This is a genomic window from Pseudomonas sp. Pseusp15 (genome assembly GCF_059492165.1).
On record NZ_CP168523.1, the window covers coordinates 412382 to 428535 of the forward strand.

13 protein-coding genes are annotated in these 16154 nt (G+C 59.2%); 10 read left to right on the forward strand and 3 right to left on the reverse strand.

The features are described 5' to 3' along the window. Positions 1-19 precede the first annotated feature (19 nt). The 6 genes from pcaH (at position 20) to pcaC (ending at position 5459) form a co-directional block, all read left to right on the forward strand. Complete coding sequence (gene pcaH / locus ACEN8R_RS01990) at positions 20-724, forward strand: protocatechuate 3,4-dioxygenase subunit beta (RefSeq protein ID WP_018926874.1); 705 nt, start codon at positions 20-22, stop codon at positions 722-724. 1 nt (position 725) lies between these two features. Beyond that, entirely contained in the window at positions 726-1292 is a 567-nt protein-coding gene (gene pcaG, locus ACEN8R_RS01995; RefSeq protein WP_018926873.1) for a protocatechuate 3,4-dioxygenase subunit alpha, read from the forward strand. Between the two features lie 239 nt (positions 1293-1531). After that, positions 1532-2827 carry an MFS family transporter gene (locus ACEN8R_RS02000; RefSeq protein ID WP_018926872.1) on the forward strand — a complete coding sequence of 432 codons (1296 nt, stop codon included), beginning with the start codon at positions 1532-1534 and terminating at the stop codon, positions 2825-2827. Positions 2828-2873: 46 nt separating this feature from the next. Beyond that, positions 2874-4238 carry a 3-carboxy-cis,cis-muconate cycloisomerase gene (locus ACEN8R_RS02005; RefSeq protein WP_018926871.1) on the forward strand — a complete coding sequence of 455 codons (1365 nt, stop codon included), beginning with the start codon at positions 2874-2876 and terminating at the stop codon, positions 4236-4238. Positions 4239-4249: 11 nt separating this feature from the next. Beyond that, positions 4250-5056 (forward strand): 3-oxoadipate enol-lactonase, encoded by an 807-nt coding sequence (pcaD, locus tag ACEN8R_RS02010; RefSeq protein ID WP_018926870.1) that lies wholly within the window; start codon positions 4250-4252, stop codon positions 5054-5056. A gap of 10 nt (positions 5057-5066) precedes the next feature. After that, on the forward strand, positions 5067-5459 hold the full coding sequence (gene pcaC, locus ACEN8R_RS02015; RefSeq protein ID WP_018926869.1) for a 4-carboxymuconolactone decarboxylase: 393 nt from the start codon (positions 5067-5069) through the stop codon (positions 5457-5459). Positions 5460-5567: 108 nt separating this feature from the next. Here pcaC and ACEN8R_RS02020 read toward each other — a convergent pair whose 3' ends face one another. Beyond that, complete coding sequence (locus tag ACEN8R_RS02020) at positions 5568-6827, reverse strand: OprD family porin (RefSeq protein WP_018926868.1); 1260 nt, start codon at positions 6825-6827, stop codon at positions 5568-5570. 619 nt (positions 6828-7446) lie between these two features. On the opposite strand from ACEN8R_RS02020, the gene ACEN8R_RS02025 reads away from it, so the two are divergent. The 4 genes from ACEN8R_RS02025 to ACEN8R_RS02040 all read left to right on the forward strand — a co-directional run bounded on the left by ACEN8R_RS02025 (position 7447) and on the right by ACEN8R_RS02040 (position 11460). Continuing rightward, on the forward strand, positions 7447-7710 hold the full coding sequence (locus ACEN8R_RS02025) for an Os1348 family RiPP precursor (RefSeq protein ID WP_018926867.1): 264 nt from the start codon (positions 7447-7449) through the stop codon (positions 7708-7710). 111 nt (positions 7711-7821) lie between these two features. Continuing rightward, a complete protein-coding gene (locus tag ACEN8R_RS02030; RefSeq protein ID WP_026286480.1) occupies positions 7822-8298 on the forward strand; it encodes a GNAT family N-acetyltransferase in 477 nt (158 codons plus the stop codon). A 14-nt stretch (positions 8299-8312) separates the two neighbouring features. Then, positions 8313-9473 carry an aKG-HExxH-type peptide beta-hydroxylase gene (locus ACEN8R_RS02035; protein ID WP_018926865.1) on the forward strand — a complete coding sequence of 387 codons (1161 nt, stop codon included), beginning with the start codon at positions 8313-8315 and terminating at the stop codon, positions 9471-9473. 16 nt (positions 9474-9489) lie between these two features. Beyond that, positions 9490-11460, forward strand: coding sequence for a multinuclear nonheme iron-dependent oxidase (locus tag ACEN8R_RS02040; RefSeq protein WP_018926864.1), 1971 nt, complete (start codon positions 9490-9492; stop codon positions 11458-11460). Positions 11461-11532: 72 nt separating this feature from the next. On the opposite strand, the gene emhC is transcribed toward ACEN8R_RS02040, so the two are convergent. Both emhC and emhB read right to left on the reverse strand, forming a co-directional pair. Continuing rightward, on the reverse strand, positions 11533-12993 hold the full coding sequence (gene emhC, locus ACEN8R_RS02045; protein ID WP_018926863.1) for an efflux RND transporter outer membrane subunit EmhC: 1461 nt from the start codon (positions 12991-12993) through the stop codon (positions 11533-11535). Next, positions 12993-16154: an efflux RND transporter permease subunit EmhB gene (gene emhB / locus ACEN8R_RS02050; RefSeq protein ID WP_018926862.1), complete on the reverse strand. Its 3162-nt coding sequence runs from the start codon at positions 16152-16154 to the stop codon at positions 12993-12995. Before emhB ends, emhC begins: the two co-directional genes overlap by 1 nt.

Sequence of the window (16154 nt, forward strand, 5' to 3'; positions counted from 1 at the left end):
AAGAATTGAGGAAAGCGCAATGACTGACAAACCAGGTTACCGTCGCCCGCAGGCGGGCACTCAGCCGGAATACCTGCACCCTCCTTATCAATCCACCAACCTTCGCTCGCCGTCCAAGCCGTTGGTGTTTTTGCCTCATTCGCTGTCGGAAATCACCGGCCCGACCATCGGCGCCGAGCGTATTCAGGAGCGGGACAACGACTTGACCGCCCAGCACTCGGGCGAGCCATTGGGTGAACGGATCATCATCCACGGCCGTGTGCTGGATGAAGACGGTCTGCCGGTGCCGGGCATTCTGGTGGAGATCTGGCAGGCCAACGCCGCCGGTCGTTACAACCATGCCCGCGATCTGCACGACGCACCGATGGACCCGAACTTCACCGGTACCGGCCGCACCGTGACTGACGCCGATGGCTGGTATCAATTCCAGACCATCAAGCCTGGCGCCTACCCGTGGGGTAACCACCACAATGCCTGGCGTCCGGCGCACGTCCATTTCTCCCTGTTCGGACCGAGCATTCTGACGCGCCTGGTGACCCAGATGTATTTCCCGGGTGACCCGTTGCTGGCTTACGACCCGATCTACAACTGCGTGCCCGATACCAGCGCCAAAGAGCGTCTGATCGCCAGTTTCGATCTGGAAAAAACCATCCCTTCCTATGCCCTCGCTTATCGTTGGGACATCGTTTTGCGCGGCCGCGACGCCACGCCGATGGAGAAATAAGATGACGCTGAACGCGACCACGTCCCACACCGTCGGACCGTACTACCACATCGGCCTGACCTGGCTGAACCGTGAAGACTTGACCGTTGAACAGACCCTCGGCGAGCGTGTGGCGATCACCGGGCAAGTCGTCGACGGCAATGGCGACTTCGTCAACGACGCCATGCTCGAAGTCTGGCAAGCCAACGCCGCTGGCAAGTACGACCACCCCGAAGACGATCAGGACAAACCTCTGGACCCGAACTTCGAAGGGTTTGGTCGGGTGCCGGTGGATGCGCAAGGGCGCTTTCGTTTTACCACGATCAAGCCGGGCACTGTGGAAGGCCTGAAGGGCACGACCCAGGCGCCGCACCTGGTGGTGCTGGTGTTTGCTCGCGGGTTGGTGAAGCACTTGCTGACGCGGATTTACTTCGATGGTGAGCCAGCCAACGTGGCGGACCCACTGCTCGAATGCGTGCCCGCCGAACGTCGTGGCACCTTGTTGGCGAAGCAGGATGCTGCGGGTGTTTATCAGTGGAATGTGATTCTGCAGGGGACGGATGCGGAGACCGTGTTCTTCGATTATTGAGTGATCGTTGCTCTTGTGGCGAGGGAGCTTGCTCCCGCTGGTTTGCGAAGCAAGCCCAAACCCGGCTGACATGATGTATCAGGCAAACCGCGCCAACCGGTTTTACGACTGCTTCGCAGCCGAGCGGGAGCAAGCTTCCTCGCCACAGAGATTGCATAGCTCTCAGGTCATGCATCTGCGGAACGGGACTATTGCGAAATATGTCTAGACTCTCACGGTCCCCACAGAGTGAAAAAACAATGACAACCTCCACAGCTGTCTACACCGGTGAAGAACGCAGCAAAAGAATCTTTGCGATTGTCGGCGCCTCGTCCGGCAATCTGGTCGAGTGGTTCGACTTCTACGTCTACGCCTTCTGTGCGATCTACTTTGCCCCGGCCTTTTTCCCGTCCGATAACCCCACGGTGCAGTTGGTCAATACCGCGGGCGTGTTTGCCGCCGGGTTTCTGATGCGCCCCATCGGCGGCTGGATCTTCGGTCGGCTGGCGGACAAGCACGGGCGCAAGAATTCGATGCTGATCTCGATTCTGATGATGTGCTTCGGTTCGTTGCTCATCGCTTGCCTGCCGACCTACAACAGTATCGGTGTCTGGGCGCCGATCCTGCTGCTGTTCGCGCGCTTGCTGCAGGGTTTGTCGGTGGGCGGCGAATACGGCACCACCGCGACTTACATGAGCGAAGTCGCCCTCAAGGGCCAGCGCGGGTTCTTCGCGTCGTTCCAGTACGTGACGCTGATTGGCGGACAGTTGCTGGCGGTGTCGCTGGTGGTGATCCTGCAGCAGTTCCTCAATGAGGATGAGTTGCGTGCCTACGGCTGGCGGATTCCGTTCGTGGTCGGTGCAGTGGCTGCGTTGATTTCATTGTTCCTGCGTCGTGCGCTCAAGGAAACCAGCAGTAAGGAAATGCGCGAAAGCAAGGATGCCGGCAGCATTGGTGCGCTGTTCCGCGATCACAAGGCAGCCTTCATCACCGTGCTGGGTTACACCGCCGGCGGTTCGCTGATTTTCTACACCTTCACCACGTACATGCAGAAGTACCTGGTGAACACCGCTGGCATGCACGCCAAGACCGCCAGCTACATCATGACCGGTGCACTGTTCCTTTATATGTGCATGCAGCCGCTGTTCGGCATGCTCGCCGACAAGATTGGCCGGCGCAATTCGATGCTCTGGTTCGGCGCCCTCGGGACGTTGTTCACCGTACCGATCCTGTTGAGCCTGAAAAGTGTCAGCAGTCCGTTCCTGGCGTTTGTGCTGATTACCGTGGCGCTGGCGATCGTCAGTTTCTACACCTCGATCAGCGGTCTGGTGAAAGCCGAAATGTTCCCGCCAGAGGTGCGCGCCTTGGGCGTCGGCCTGGCGTATGCAGTGGCCAATGCGATCTTCGGCGGTTCGGCGGAATATGTAGCGCTGAGCCTTAAAGCCGGGGGCATGGAAAACTCGTTCTACTGGTACGTGACGGTGATGATGGCGGTGGCGTTCCTGTTCAGCCTGCGACTGCCGAAACAGCCGAAGTATCTGGAAAACGACCTTTGATCTTTCCGCGGGGGGCCTCACAGGCCCTCGCCTGTAAGGACTGTTTATGAATCAGCGACCGGGCAATCAATTGTTCGATGCCTACTTCACCGCACGCAACATGCGTGAGGTGTTCTGCGATCAGGGCCGGGTTCAGGCCATGCTGGATTTCGAAGCCGCACTGGCCCGGGCCGAAGCGCGGGTTGGCCTGATTCCGCAAGCGGCTGTCGTGTCTATCGAAGCGGCCTGCCGGGCTGAGCATTATGACTTCGCCGCCCTCGGTGAGGCGATTGCCACGGCGGGCAATTCGGCGATCCCTTTGGTCAAGGCGCTGGGCAAGCAGATCGCCAAAAGCGATGCCGAAGCCGAGCGCTACGTGCATCTGGGCGCGACCAGCCAGGACGTGATGGACACGGGCCTGGTGTTGCAATTGCGCCGCGCGCTGCAACTGATCGAAGCTGATCTGGCGCAGCTGGGGGAAACCCTCGCGACCCAGGCCAAGCGATACGTCGCCACGCCGCTGGCCGGGCGCACCTGGTTGCAACACGCGACACCGGTCACCCTTGGCATGAAGATCGCCGGTTGGCTGGGCGCGGTAACCCGCAGCCGCCAGCGTTTGCTGGAACTCAAGCCGCGCCTGCTGGTGCTGCAATTCGGTGGCGCCTCCGGCACCCTCGCAGCCCTTGGCGATCAGGCGATGCCGATTGCCGAAGTCTTGGCCGCGGAACTGCAACTGACCTTGCCGGAACAACCCTGGCACACCCAGCGTGATCGTCTGGTGGAGTTCGGCGCGGTGCTTGGCTTGATCGCCGGCAGCCTCGGCAAACTCGGCCGCGACATCAGCCTGTTGATGCAGACCGAAGCCGGCGAAGTGTTCGAACCGTCGGCGCCGGGCAAGGGCGGTTCCTCGACCATGCCGCACAAACGCAACCCGGTGGGCGCGGCGGTGCTGATCGGTGCGGCGACGCGGGTGCCGGGTTTGCTTTCGACTTTGTTCAGCGCGATGCCCCAGGAACACGAGCGCAGCCTGGGCCTGTGGCATGCCGAATGGGAAACCCTGCCGGAGATCTGCTGCTTGGTGTCGGGCAGCCTGCAGCAAGCGCTATTGGTGGCCGACGGACTGGAAGTGGACGCGATGCGCATGACCCGCAACCTCGACCTGACCCAGGGCCTGGTGCTCGCCGAAGCCGTGAGCATCGTCCTGGCGCAACGGGTCGGTCGCGACACCGCGCATCATCTGCTGGAGCAATGCTGCAAGCGTGCTGTGGCCGAGCAGCGTCATCTGCGCGCGGTACTCGGCGATGAGCCGCAAGTGACCGCCGAGTTGTCGGACGCTGAACTCGATCATCTGCTGGACCCCGCCCATTACCTCGGTCAGGCCCATACCTGGGTCGAGCGAGCGGTGGCTGAACATTTTGCGTTGACTGCCTGAAGGAGACTGCTGTGGCATTCGTACAACTCGCCGAGGGCGAACTGCACTACCAAATTCAAGGGCCGCAACTCGATGGACCGGTGGATGCGCCGGTACTGGTGCTGTCCAACTCACTGGGCACCGACCTGCACATGTGGGACGCGCAGATCCCGGCGTTCACCGAGCATTTTCGGGTGCTGCGTTTTGACACCCGTGGTCACGGCAAGTCATTGGTGACGCCAGGGCCGTACAGCATCGAGCAACTGGGCCGCGACGTGCTGGCGCTGCTGGATGCGTTGCACATCGAGCGCGCACATTTCTGCGGTCTGTCCATGGGCGGGTTGATAGGCCAATGGCTGGGGATCAATGCCGGTCAGCGTTTGAACAAACTGATCGTGTGCAATACCGCGGCGAAAATCGGCGATCCATCAGTGTGGAACCCACGGATCGAAACCGTGCTGCGTGACGGCGCGGCGGCAATGGTGGCATTGCGTGATGCGTCGATTGCACGCTGGTTTACCCCGGATTTTTCCGCTGCCAATCCGGCAGCGGCGAAGCAGATCACCGACATGCTCGCGGCTACCTCGCCTGAAGGTTACGCGGCCAATTGCGCGGCGGTGCGCGATGCCGATTTCCGTGATCAGTTGTCCTCGATCAAGGTGCCGCTACTGGTGATCGCCGGTACTGAAGACGCGGTAACGCCACCGTCCGGCGGGCATTTCATTCAGGAACATGTGCGGGGCGCCGAGTACGCCGAGTTCTACGCCGCGCACCTGTCCAACGTCCAGGCCGGCGCTGCGTTCAGCGAGCGGGTGCTGGCGTTTCTTTCAGGTCATTGAGGAATTTTTTGTGGACGAGAAACAACGTTACGACGAGGGCATGAAAGTCCGTCGCGCAGTGCTCGGTGACGCCCACGTCGACCGCAGCCTGAGCGCGCTGACCGAGTTCAACTCGGAGTTCCAGGAGATGATCACCCGCCACGCCTGGGGCGACATCTGGACCCGTCCGGGCCTGCCGCGCCACACCCGCAGCCTGATCACCATCGCCATGCTGATCGGCATGAACCGCAACGAAGAACTCAAACTGCACCTGCGCGCCGCCGCCAACAATGGCGTAACCCGTGGCGAGATCAAGGAAGTGATCATGCAGAGCGCGATCTATTGCGGCATTCCGGCGGCCAACGCGACGTTCCACCTGGCCGAGTCGGTGTGGGATGAGTTGGGGGTTGAGTCGCGGGAGTGATCCGCGAAAGTTGTGTTGCTTGAGCTGACGTCTTCGCGGGCAAGCCTCGCTCCTACAGGTGGTGTGATCTGTAGGAGCGAGGCTTGCCCGCGAAGGCGTTTTAGAGTCTTACAGCAGGCTGATCGGATAGCTGACGATCAACCGGTTCTCATCGAACTCGTTGTTGCTGAAGTCACGGCGGATGGTGGAGTTGCGCCATTTGACGTTGAGGTCTTTGAGTGCGCCGCTTTGTACGGTGTAACCCAGTTCGCTTTCGCGGCCCCACTCCTTGCCGTCGCTGGTGGTGGCGGTGTGGACGTTGTCGCCGCTGATGTAGCGGTTCATCAGGGTCAGGCCCGGCACGCCCAGAGCGGCGAAGTTGTAGTCGTGGCGCACTTGCCAGGATTTTTCCCTGGCGTTGTCATAGCTGGAGTTGTAGCTGTCGTTGGCCAAAGTGCCGCCGCTGGTGCCGTTGACCCGCATCCAGGCGTTGTCGCCGGTGAGTTTTTGCAGGCCGACGTAAAAGGTGTTGCCACCGTATTTGGCCGAGAACAGACCCGACCAGGTCTTGTTGTCCAGCTCGCCCGCCCGGGCGCTGCCGTCATCCTTGCCGTAGAAGAACCCGAGATTGGCGCCCAGCGTCCAGTCACCCAGCGGTTGGGTGTGGATCAGGTTGACGTATTGCTGGCTGTAGATGTCCTTGAGTTCAGCATTCCACAGGCCGATCTGAGTACGCTTGTCGTTGAAGACGTATTCACCGCCCTGGAAGTTGAAGCGGTCTGAGGTGAACGCCGCTTTGCCGGTCATCGACATGTCATTCATGCTGCTATCGTCGCGCGGGCTGTTGGCGCGGAACTGGCCGCCGTAGAGCGTCAGGCCATTGATTTCCTTCGAGGTGATCTGGCCGCCACGGAAGGTTTGTGGCAGCGAGCGACCGTCGTCCGAACGCAGGATCGGCAGCACCGGCATCCATTCGCCGACCTTCACTTCGGTCTGGGACAACTTCGCCTTGAACGCCACGTTGGCGCGACCGAAGTTGTCCGCCGGGCGGCCATCGTGATCCAGCGGCAGCAATTGCGTCCCGCCGGTGCCTTTACCGCCGTCGAGCTTGACCGAATACAACCCCAGCACGTCCATGCCGAACCCGACGGTGCCCTGGGTGAACCCGGATTTGGCGTCGAGGATAAAGCTTTGCGTCCATTCTTCAGCCTTGCCCTGGCTCTTGGTCGGATTGGTGAAGTTACGGTTGATGTAGAAGTTACGCAGGTTCAGGTTGACCTTGGCACCTTCGACAAAGCCTGCTTCCTCGGCCAAGGCGGGCAGGGCCGCGCCGGCCAGTGCGATGGCGATCAGACTGGGGAACAAATACTGCGTGGTGGAGGAAGTCATGGACTCGGGTCTCTCTAATTGTCAGGGATAAGGCAGTACACAGCCGCAACCAAGGGGTCGCAGACAAAAAATCGAATTCGGATAAGGGGGCGGGCGAGATCAGCCGGAGCGCAGAGGGCGCGTAGTCATGGTGTCGGACCTTGTTGTTATTGATTTTTGCAGGTGCGGACAATGGTGCGAGGGATGGGCGGGGGATTCAATTGGGGGGGATGGGGTTTTGGGCGATTAACGAACACTAATCGACGTCAGCGTGGGCGCGGACGGTATGAGGCATTCCTAATAAAATCCCATAGTTATTCGGGTTGATAAGGGGCATCCGCAGGTGTGTTCTATTAATGGCGCCTTGTTGTTTTGTTGATGTTAGATGGAAGTGTTTATTGCTTTAGTTGTAAGACGTTTCCTACAGTGTTGGCTGTCATTAAAGGTAGATCAATAGTCGCCGGTTAAACTTAAGAATTGGTGTTGTCGGTTATCGTAAAAAGATTTAAAGAGAGCCATGGGCTTGGCTGGAAAAGAAAAGAGGCCTTGCTATATTCAAATTCCTCAGGCGGGCAAAAGAAACTCTCTTGCTTCGTCAGGGGATGTTTTTCGTCATGCCGAAATAACAAGGAGAAGTACCATGGGTAATAAAGTCAATCAGGAACGTTTGGCCTCGGTTCTGGGACGGGCCGTGCTGGACGAAAAATTTGCCAACGCCTTACACAGTGATCCGGCAGGGGCGGCTAAAAATATTGGCGTGCACTTAAGTACTGACGAGATCGCGGCGGTTAAAGGTATTGATGCTGCAAAACTGACGGCAGCTTCCTCCAGCATTCGGAGCAACCTGGGGATACGCGCGGTATTCGATACACAGAACCAGCAGCAACAAGCGCGCATGGATTAACGGTGGGTGATGCCATTTGGCGTGCCACGAAAGGTGGGCTTTTACGGTGGTACGCCGAATGGCCTTATCAGACTCATGACCTGAAGCATTCGGGCACGGAGTGAATGACGCATGTCTGTCACCTTGGCTCCAATGAATGACGCGGACTTTGCTACGTTCGCTGACAGAGCGCTTGCTGAATATGGCGACGGGATGGTCGCCGCCGGCGAGTGGGGCCAGGAGGAGGCGTCGCAAAGGGCACGAAGCGTCTTCGAGCAATTGTTGCCGCAAGGGCGATTGACTGAAAAGAATCAACTCTGGGTAATCCAGGATCAAGCGCGGCGCATCGGTGAATTATGGGTTGCCGAACGACACGCTGGCGCCGGTCGGATCGCCTTCATTCTGGATATTTACATTGACCCCGGCGAGCGCCGCCAGGGTTATGCAAAACAATCGCTGCTGGCCCTGGAATCATGGGCGAGCCAGGCGGGATGCAAGGAAGTGCGGTTGCATGTCTTTGGTCGCAACGATGCGGCGCGTCGTCTTTATGAACAACTGGGTTATGGCATTGCCAGTCTGACAATGGCGAAGCCGTTGCCGCCAACCTAAGGGAAGGTTGAGAAATGGACATCGGTAACAGTGGTCAACGTGAGCTCTCGGTCGAGGATTTATTTCAGGGCACGACCTTCCTTGCGGATTCGGAGCCTTCGCGATTTGAAGTCTTGCTGGAGCGTGTCAGTCGAAATCGATACACCAGCTTTGTTGCGCTGTACACCGAACTTTTTCAGTTGTTTCCCAACGCGCCACATCTTGCAGAGTTTTTTGAACAGGCATTTAATCTTATCGTCCCTCCGACCCGTGAACAGCGCTTGATTATTAATGATCCGGTGTTTCAAGTGTGGAATGTACTGACGGCTCATTATGCCAATCTGGTCATCACGAAAAAGACCGAGGACAGGAGTGAGCTGGAAAAAATGCTGTGCGAATTTCCTGAGATGTTAGTGCGTGTCAAAGCATCCGACAGTTCCCGCGTGAATCATTATTGCCCCCCTGTGCATCGGTTTGATGTCGATCCGCTGGTAGCGATAGTAATGCCGCCCAGTTATGAGTTTCCGGAGGATGAAGCCGTCCGCAAACAGTTGGAGCGTAGCGGTTACTCCGTACGTTTTTTTTGCGACGTGGTGAATATTGCCCTGTTGCGCATAGAGCACACATGGCCCGCCTGCCGTGAGCAAATCAAAAAACTGGTCAAGTCGATTTTCTATTTACCCGATGGTTCATTTCGAAGCTGTTCGGCGTCCCGTTTCACCGGAATCATCCTGTTGTCGAGCCGGGATGATTCGATACTCGATCTGGAAGAGTCCCTGGTGCATGAGGCCACCCATCAGTTGCTCTATCACATTGTCGAGGCGTGCCCGGTCGTTAAGGAAGAGACCTCGCGGGAGCCGTTGTACACCTTGCCGTGGTCGGGACAGAAGCGTGACTTTTATGGCTACTTCCACGCGTTTTACGTGTACATCGCGTTGGTCAAATACCTGGGGCGGGTTCGTTCGCGTTCGACCGATGAGCTGCAACGGGCGCAAAACCGTCTTCTGTACATTCTGCGAGGCTTGATCAAGGCATTGCCGGACTTTGAGGCCAGCACTGAATTCACCCCACAAGGACGTCAACTTCTGGAAAACCTCGCCAAAGAGGTCAGAGCGCAGGAAAACCAATATGCCGGGCTGTTGGCGATATCGGGGACTGATACTGAGCAACAACGCTTGCTGGGTCTGACCGCCTGAAGCCGGGGAGGCTCACATGGGGATGTTTGATGCCTCGTCCTATCCCGAGGCCGGAGTAGGGCTGGAATACCATTTGCCACGGCGCAGGGCACAGGATGACCGGTCGGAGGATGGACTTGACCCGACGGTCGAGCGAATTCTCGCTGAGGGTTTGCCGCATTTCGATTACGTCGAGTTTCAGCCGACCCACTGCATCCTGCAGCCTCGTTTACTTGACGTCAGCGCTCGAGTACCGAGCCTGCTGCACTCGTCCAGTTTGTCCCTGGGCAGCGTGGGCATCGCGATGGATCGCGAATTTCTGAACATGACGCGGAGACTGTGCGACAAAACCCGCTCGCCGTGGCTGGCCGAGCATATTTCCTGGTCGCGTTTCCACGGTGGCGACACGCAGCATTTCATTTTGCCGACCCTGGCCCAAGAGGTGGCTGACACGGTGGTGGCCAATGCCATCGAATTGCGCGAGCTCACGGCCACACTGCTGGTGCTGGAAAACGCACCGCGGTTGTTTTCATTGCCGGGCGCACAAGAGCAGTCCGAAGGCGAGTTCATTTCCAGTGTGGTGGAGCGCAGCGGCTCGGGATTTTTGCTGGATCTCGACAGCGCGATCACGACCGCCAGAACCCAGGGTTACGACCTGAACGACTATTTGCGTTCGTTGCCGCTGGACCGGTTGATTGAAATTCACACCAGCCATCCACGGCGGGATTGGGACATTTTGCGTGAGCTGTTCAGATCATCCCCGGTGAAAGCGATTACCCTGGAGTGGGATATTTCGCGCAAAACCGATGACGCGGAACTGTTGACCTTGATCAAGGCCATCAAGTCCTTGAGGCCCAAGGCCCTGTTCTGGCAGGAGCTTGATCAACAGGGTGATCAACAGACGCCGTCGGAGGACGCGCAGACCCTGCTGAAACTCAGGGAAAGCACCTGGCTCAGCGTTGGCTCGGCGTCGTTTTTTATCCGAGACCGGCAGCAGGACTTGAGCCTGGAGTTTGACGTGACGTTGCTGCCGTTACTGCGCCATTTCCTGAGCCCGCAAACGCTGGAAAGTGCCTTGTTGCTGCCGGGGGTTTTGCAAAGTCCTGCACAGGACGACAACCTGGCGTTTCTGAGAACACTGGTCAGCCATGGTGTTTTGCTGCCCGTGGTGAATCAATCGGGTTCGGTCACGTATAACCAGGGTAAGCATTCGCTCAACCTTTGGACCCGTTGGGATGCAGCGCTGGAGTTTTACCTGAGTACCCGGACCGGCTCGCACACGCCCTACATCAGCGTCGCCGAGCTGGAAACGGAGCTGGAGCAAAAGGCCTCGGCGCAACCTCAGCCGTCGGCGTTCAAGGACTACTGGTCCCATCCGTTCATCGCCCTGGAAAACCCGCTGTTGCCTGCCTGTGCGATTGCTCAGCCGACGCTGCTGGACTCGCTGTGCAATCGCCGTACGTCGCGAACCTTCAGTGATCAGCCGTTGAGTTCGGAACAACTGTCTTTGTTGCTCTACTACACCTGGGGCGCGACCGTCGTGCAGCACAACCGCATGGGTGACTATTTCCTGAAGAAAACCTCGCCGGCCGGCGGTTCGCTGCAGGGCACCGAGGTGTATGCGGTGCTGATGAACGTGCAGGGTTTCGAGCGGGGGCTTTACCACTATTCGGTACGCCGTCATGGGCTTGAGCTGATTTCCCTGGAAGATCCGCGAGCCTGGATCAGCGAGGCTTGTGGTGGACAGGCGTGGATCAAGGATGCGGCAGCGGTGTTCGTTTCCACGGCGCGGGTCGAGCGAATGGCCTGGAAATACGAATTCAGCCGCGCATTGCGGGTGGCGCTGATGGATGCCGGGCATCTGAGTCAGACCTTTTCCCTGCTGGCCACCGCGCTGGGCCTGGGCAGTTTCACTACCGCAGCGTTACGCGACGAAATGTTCGAAAACCGCTTGGGGCTCGATTATCTGGAAGAGCCGGTGTTTCTGGTCAATGGAGTCGGAGGGTGAAGCGAACAGGCTGGTTTTTTTCATGACCAACAAAAAGCCCACCAAACGGTGGGCTTCGTATTTGCGGAGCTATCAGAACAACTTCATCTTCGGCGCTTCTTCTTTCAACGGCTCGTTCTTCGCCGTCTGTTCATTCCAGCCACCGCCCAACGCCTTGTACAGGTTGACCGCGCTGGTCAGCTGCGCCAGGCGGTCGGTGATCAGCGCCTGTTGGGCACTGAACAGCTGGCGCTGGGCGTCGAGGAAGGTCAGGTTGCTGTCGACCCCGATGCGATAACGACGCTCGGCCAGACGGTAGTAGTCCTGGTTGGCGCTGACGAAATCACGCTGAGCCTGCAACTGCTCGGTGTAGGTCTGGCGTGCGGCCAGGCCATCGGCGACTTCCTGGAAGGCTGTTTGAATGGACTTCTCGTAGTTCGCCACGCTGATGTCTTTCTGGATCTTGGAGTAATCCAGGCTGGCACGCAGGCTGCCGGCGTTGAAGATCGGCAGGTTGATTTGCGGCTGGAACAACCAGGTGCCCGAACCACCCTTGAACAGACCGGACAGGTCCGGGCTCAGGGAGCCGGCATTGGCGGTCAGGCTGATGCTCGGGAAGAATGCAGCCCGCGCCGCGCCGATGTTGGCGTTGGCGGCCTTGAGGTTGTATTCGGCCTGGAGGATGTCCGGGCGACGTTGCAGCAAGTCCGACGGCAGGCCGGCCGGCACGTCGCTCAGCAGGTCGTCCGACAGTGGCTTGGCTGCTTGCAGATTGGCCGGGATGCCGGTGCCGAGCAGCAACACCAGGCTGTTTTCATCTTGGGCGACCTGACGGGTGTATTTGGCCTGTTGCGCACGGGCGTTTTCCACCGAGGTACGTGACTGGGCCAGATCCAGCGCCGAGGCTACGCCCACTTCGTTGCTGCGCGAGGTGAGCTTGTAGCTCTCCTCGAAGGCACCGAGGGTTTCCTGGGTCAGTTTCAGCAGTTCCTTGTCGGCCTGCCAGGTCAGATAGGCATTGGCCACGCTGGCCACCAGACTGATCTGCGTGCTGCGCCGTGCTTCTTCAGTGGCGAAGTACTTCTGCAGGGCCTCTTCGCTCAGGCTGCGCACCCGACCGAACAGGTCGAGTTCGTAGGCGCTGATGCCGACGGTGGCCGAGTAGGAACTGTTGATGTTCGCTTCGCCGGTTTGCGAGGCCCGTGCCGGAACCCGCTGACGACTGCCGCTGCCGGTGGCCGAAACCGCCGGGAACAGGTCGGCGCGCTGGATGCGGTATTGAGCCGCATAAGCGTCGATGTTCAGCGCCGCGACACGCAGGTCACGGTTGTTCTCCAGCGCGGTCTGAATCACCTGCTGCAGCGCAGGGTCGTGGAAAAACTGCTTCCAGCCCTGTTCGGCGGCGGCCTGGTTGGGCGCCTGGGCCGGCGAATACGCCGGGCCTTGCGGGTATTGGCCTGCCACCGGTGCTTCAGGCCGCTGATAATCGGGTATCAGCGAGCAGCCACTCAGCACGAAAGCGGTGACTGCCAGGGAGAGTAGCGACTTGCTCATTAGCCAGCCTCTTGAGGAGTTTCAATGGCGTCATCCTGGTCGGCGACTTTGCGCTGGCCCATGGACGACACGGTGACGAAGAACAACGGAACCCAGAAGATCGCCAGGATTGTGGCCGTGAGCATACCGCCAATCACCCCGGTACCGATCGCATGTTGGCTACCCGAACCTGCGCCCGTGGAAATGGCCAGCGGTACCACGCCGAGCACGAATGCGAGCGAGGTCATGATGATCGGTCGCAGACGCATCCGGCAGGCTTCGATCGCTGCATCGCGCAGGCTACGCCCTTGCTCATGCAGTTCCTTGGCGAACTCGACGATCAGAATGGCGTTTTTCGCCGCCAGACCGATGGTGGTCAACAGCCCCACCTGGAAGTACACGTCGTTGGACAGGCCGCGCAGGCTGGTCGCCATCAGCGCACCGATGATCCCCAGCGGCACGACCAGCATGACCGCGATCGGGATCGACCAGCTTTCATACAACGCCGCCAGACACAGGAACACCATCAACAGCGACAAGGCGTACAGCGCTGGTGCTTGCGAGCCGGACAGACGTTCCTCGTACGACAGACCGGTCCAGGAAATACCGACACCGGCCGGCAGTTTCTTGGCCAGGGCTTCGACTTCGGCCATGGCCTCACCGGTGGAATAGCCGGGCGCCGGGGCACCGAGGATTTCTATCGCTTCCACGCCGTTGTAACGGGCCAGTTTCGGTGAACCGTAGATCCATTCACCCCTGGCGAACGCCGAGAACGGAACCATGGTGCCGGCGCTGTTGCGCACGTACCACTTCTTCAGGTCTTCAGGACTCATGCGAGCGCCGGGCAGGCCTTGCACGTAAACCTTCTTCACACGACCGCGGTCGATGAAGTCGTTCACATAGCTACTGCCCAGGGCAATCGACAGGGTGTTGTTGATGTCGGTGAGGGTCACGCCCAGGGCGCTGGCCTTCTCATCGTCGATTTCCAGCTGGTACTGCGGCTCGTCATTCAGGCCGTTCGGACGGACTTGCGACAGGACCTTGCTTTGCGCCGCCATGCCGAGGAACTGGTTACGGGCTTCCATCAGCTTGTTGTGACCGATGCCGGCACGGTCCTGAAGGAATACGTCGAAACCGGTGGCGTTACCCAGTTCCAGTACCGCTGGTGGCGCAAAGGCAAACACCATGGCGTCGCGGAAGGTAAAGAAGTGCTGTTGGGCACGGGCCGCCAGTTTGAACACGCTGTTGTCGGCGTTACGTTCGTCCCATGGTTTGAGCATGATGAACGCCATGCCCGAACTCTGGCCACGGCCGGCGAAGTTGAAGCCGGTCACTGTAAACACCGAGGCCACTGCATCGCCTTCGCCGCCATCCTTGCTCGGACGCAGCAGGAACTCGCGCATTTCATCCACGACCACTTGCGTGCGCTGGGAGCTGGAACCGGCCGGGGTTTGCACCTGGGCAAACAGTACGCCCTGGTCTTCTTCCGGCAGGAACGCCGTTGGAATGCGGGTGAACAGCCAGATCATGCCGACCACGATAATCAGGTACGCCAGCAGGTACGGAGCCTTGTACGCGAGCATGTTGCCGACGCCGCGCTCGTAGCTTTTGACGCCACGGTCGAAGTTGCGGTTGAACCAGCCGAAGAAGCCGCGTTTCGGCGTGCCGTGCTCGCCTTTCGGAATCGCCTTGAGCATGGTGGCGCAAAGCGCCGGGGTGAAGATCAATGCAACCAGCACCGACAAGGCCATGGCCGAAACGATGGTGATCGAGAACTGCTTGTAGATCACACCGGTGGAGCCACTGAAGAACGCCATCGGCAGCAGTACCGCGGACAGCACCAGAGCAATACCGACCAGCGCACCCTGGATCTGCCCCATGGATTTCTTGGTGGCCTCCTTGGGTGACAGGCCTTCTTCGCTCATGACCCGTTCGACGTTTTCCACCACGACGATGGCATCGTCCACCAACAAGCCGATGGCCAGCACCATGCCGAACATGGTCAGGGTGTTGATGCTGAAGCCGAATGCCGCGAGGATCCCGAATGTACCCAGCAATACCACCGGCACGGTCATCGTGGTGATGACGGTGGCGCGGAAGTTTTGCAGGAACAGGAACATCACCAGGAACACCAGCACGATCGCTTCGACCAGGGTTTCAACCACACCCTTGATCGACTCGGTCACCACCGGAGTGGTGTCATACGGGAACACCACTTCCATCCCTTGCGGGAAGAACGGCTTCAGGTCATCGATGGTTTTGCGCAGGGCCTTGGCGGTATCGAGGGCGTTGGCACCGTTGGCCAGTTTCACTGCCAGACCAGAGGCCGGGCTGCCGTTGAACTGTGCGCTGACGCTGTAGTTCTCGCCCCCCAGGCCTACTTCGGCGACGTCTTTGAGGCGAACCTGCGAGCCGTCCTTGTTGACCTTGAGCAGGATTTCCTTGAACTGCTCGGCAGTCTGCAGGCGGGTCTTGCCGATGATCGTAGCGTTCAGTTGCTGGCCGGGCAGGGCGGGCAAGCCGCCGAGTTGACCGGACGAGATCTGGACGTTCTGCGCCGCGATGGCGGTTTTCACGTCCACCGGGGTCAGGTTGAAGTTGTTCAACTTGGCCGGGTCGAGCCAGATCCGCATCGCGTACTGGGCGCCGAAGACCTGGAAGTCACCGACACCGGCGGTCCGCGAGATCGGGTCCTGCATGTTCGACACGATGTAGTTGGACAGGTCGTCCTTGGTCATGCTGCCGTCGCGCGACACCACACCGATGACCATCAGGAAGTTTTTCACCGACTTGGTCACGCGGATACCCTGCTGCTGCACTTCTTGCGGCAGCAGCGGGGTGGCCAGGTTCAGTTTGTTCTGGACCTGAACCTGCGCGGTATCGGAGCTGGTGCCCTGCTCGAAGGTCGCGGTAATGGTCATGCTGCCGTCGGAGTTACTTTCCGACGAGACATAACGCAGGTTGTCGATACCGTTGAGCTGTTGCTCGATCACCTGCACCACGGTGTCCTGCACGGTTTGTGCAGACGCGCCAGGGTAAGTCACGGAGATCGCAATGGCCGGAGGCGCAATGCTCGGGTATTGGTTGATGGGCAGCTTGAGGATCGATAAAGCCCCGACCAGCATGATCACCAGGGCAATTACCCAGGCGAAAATCGGACGGTCGATAAAAAATTTCGACAT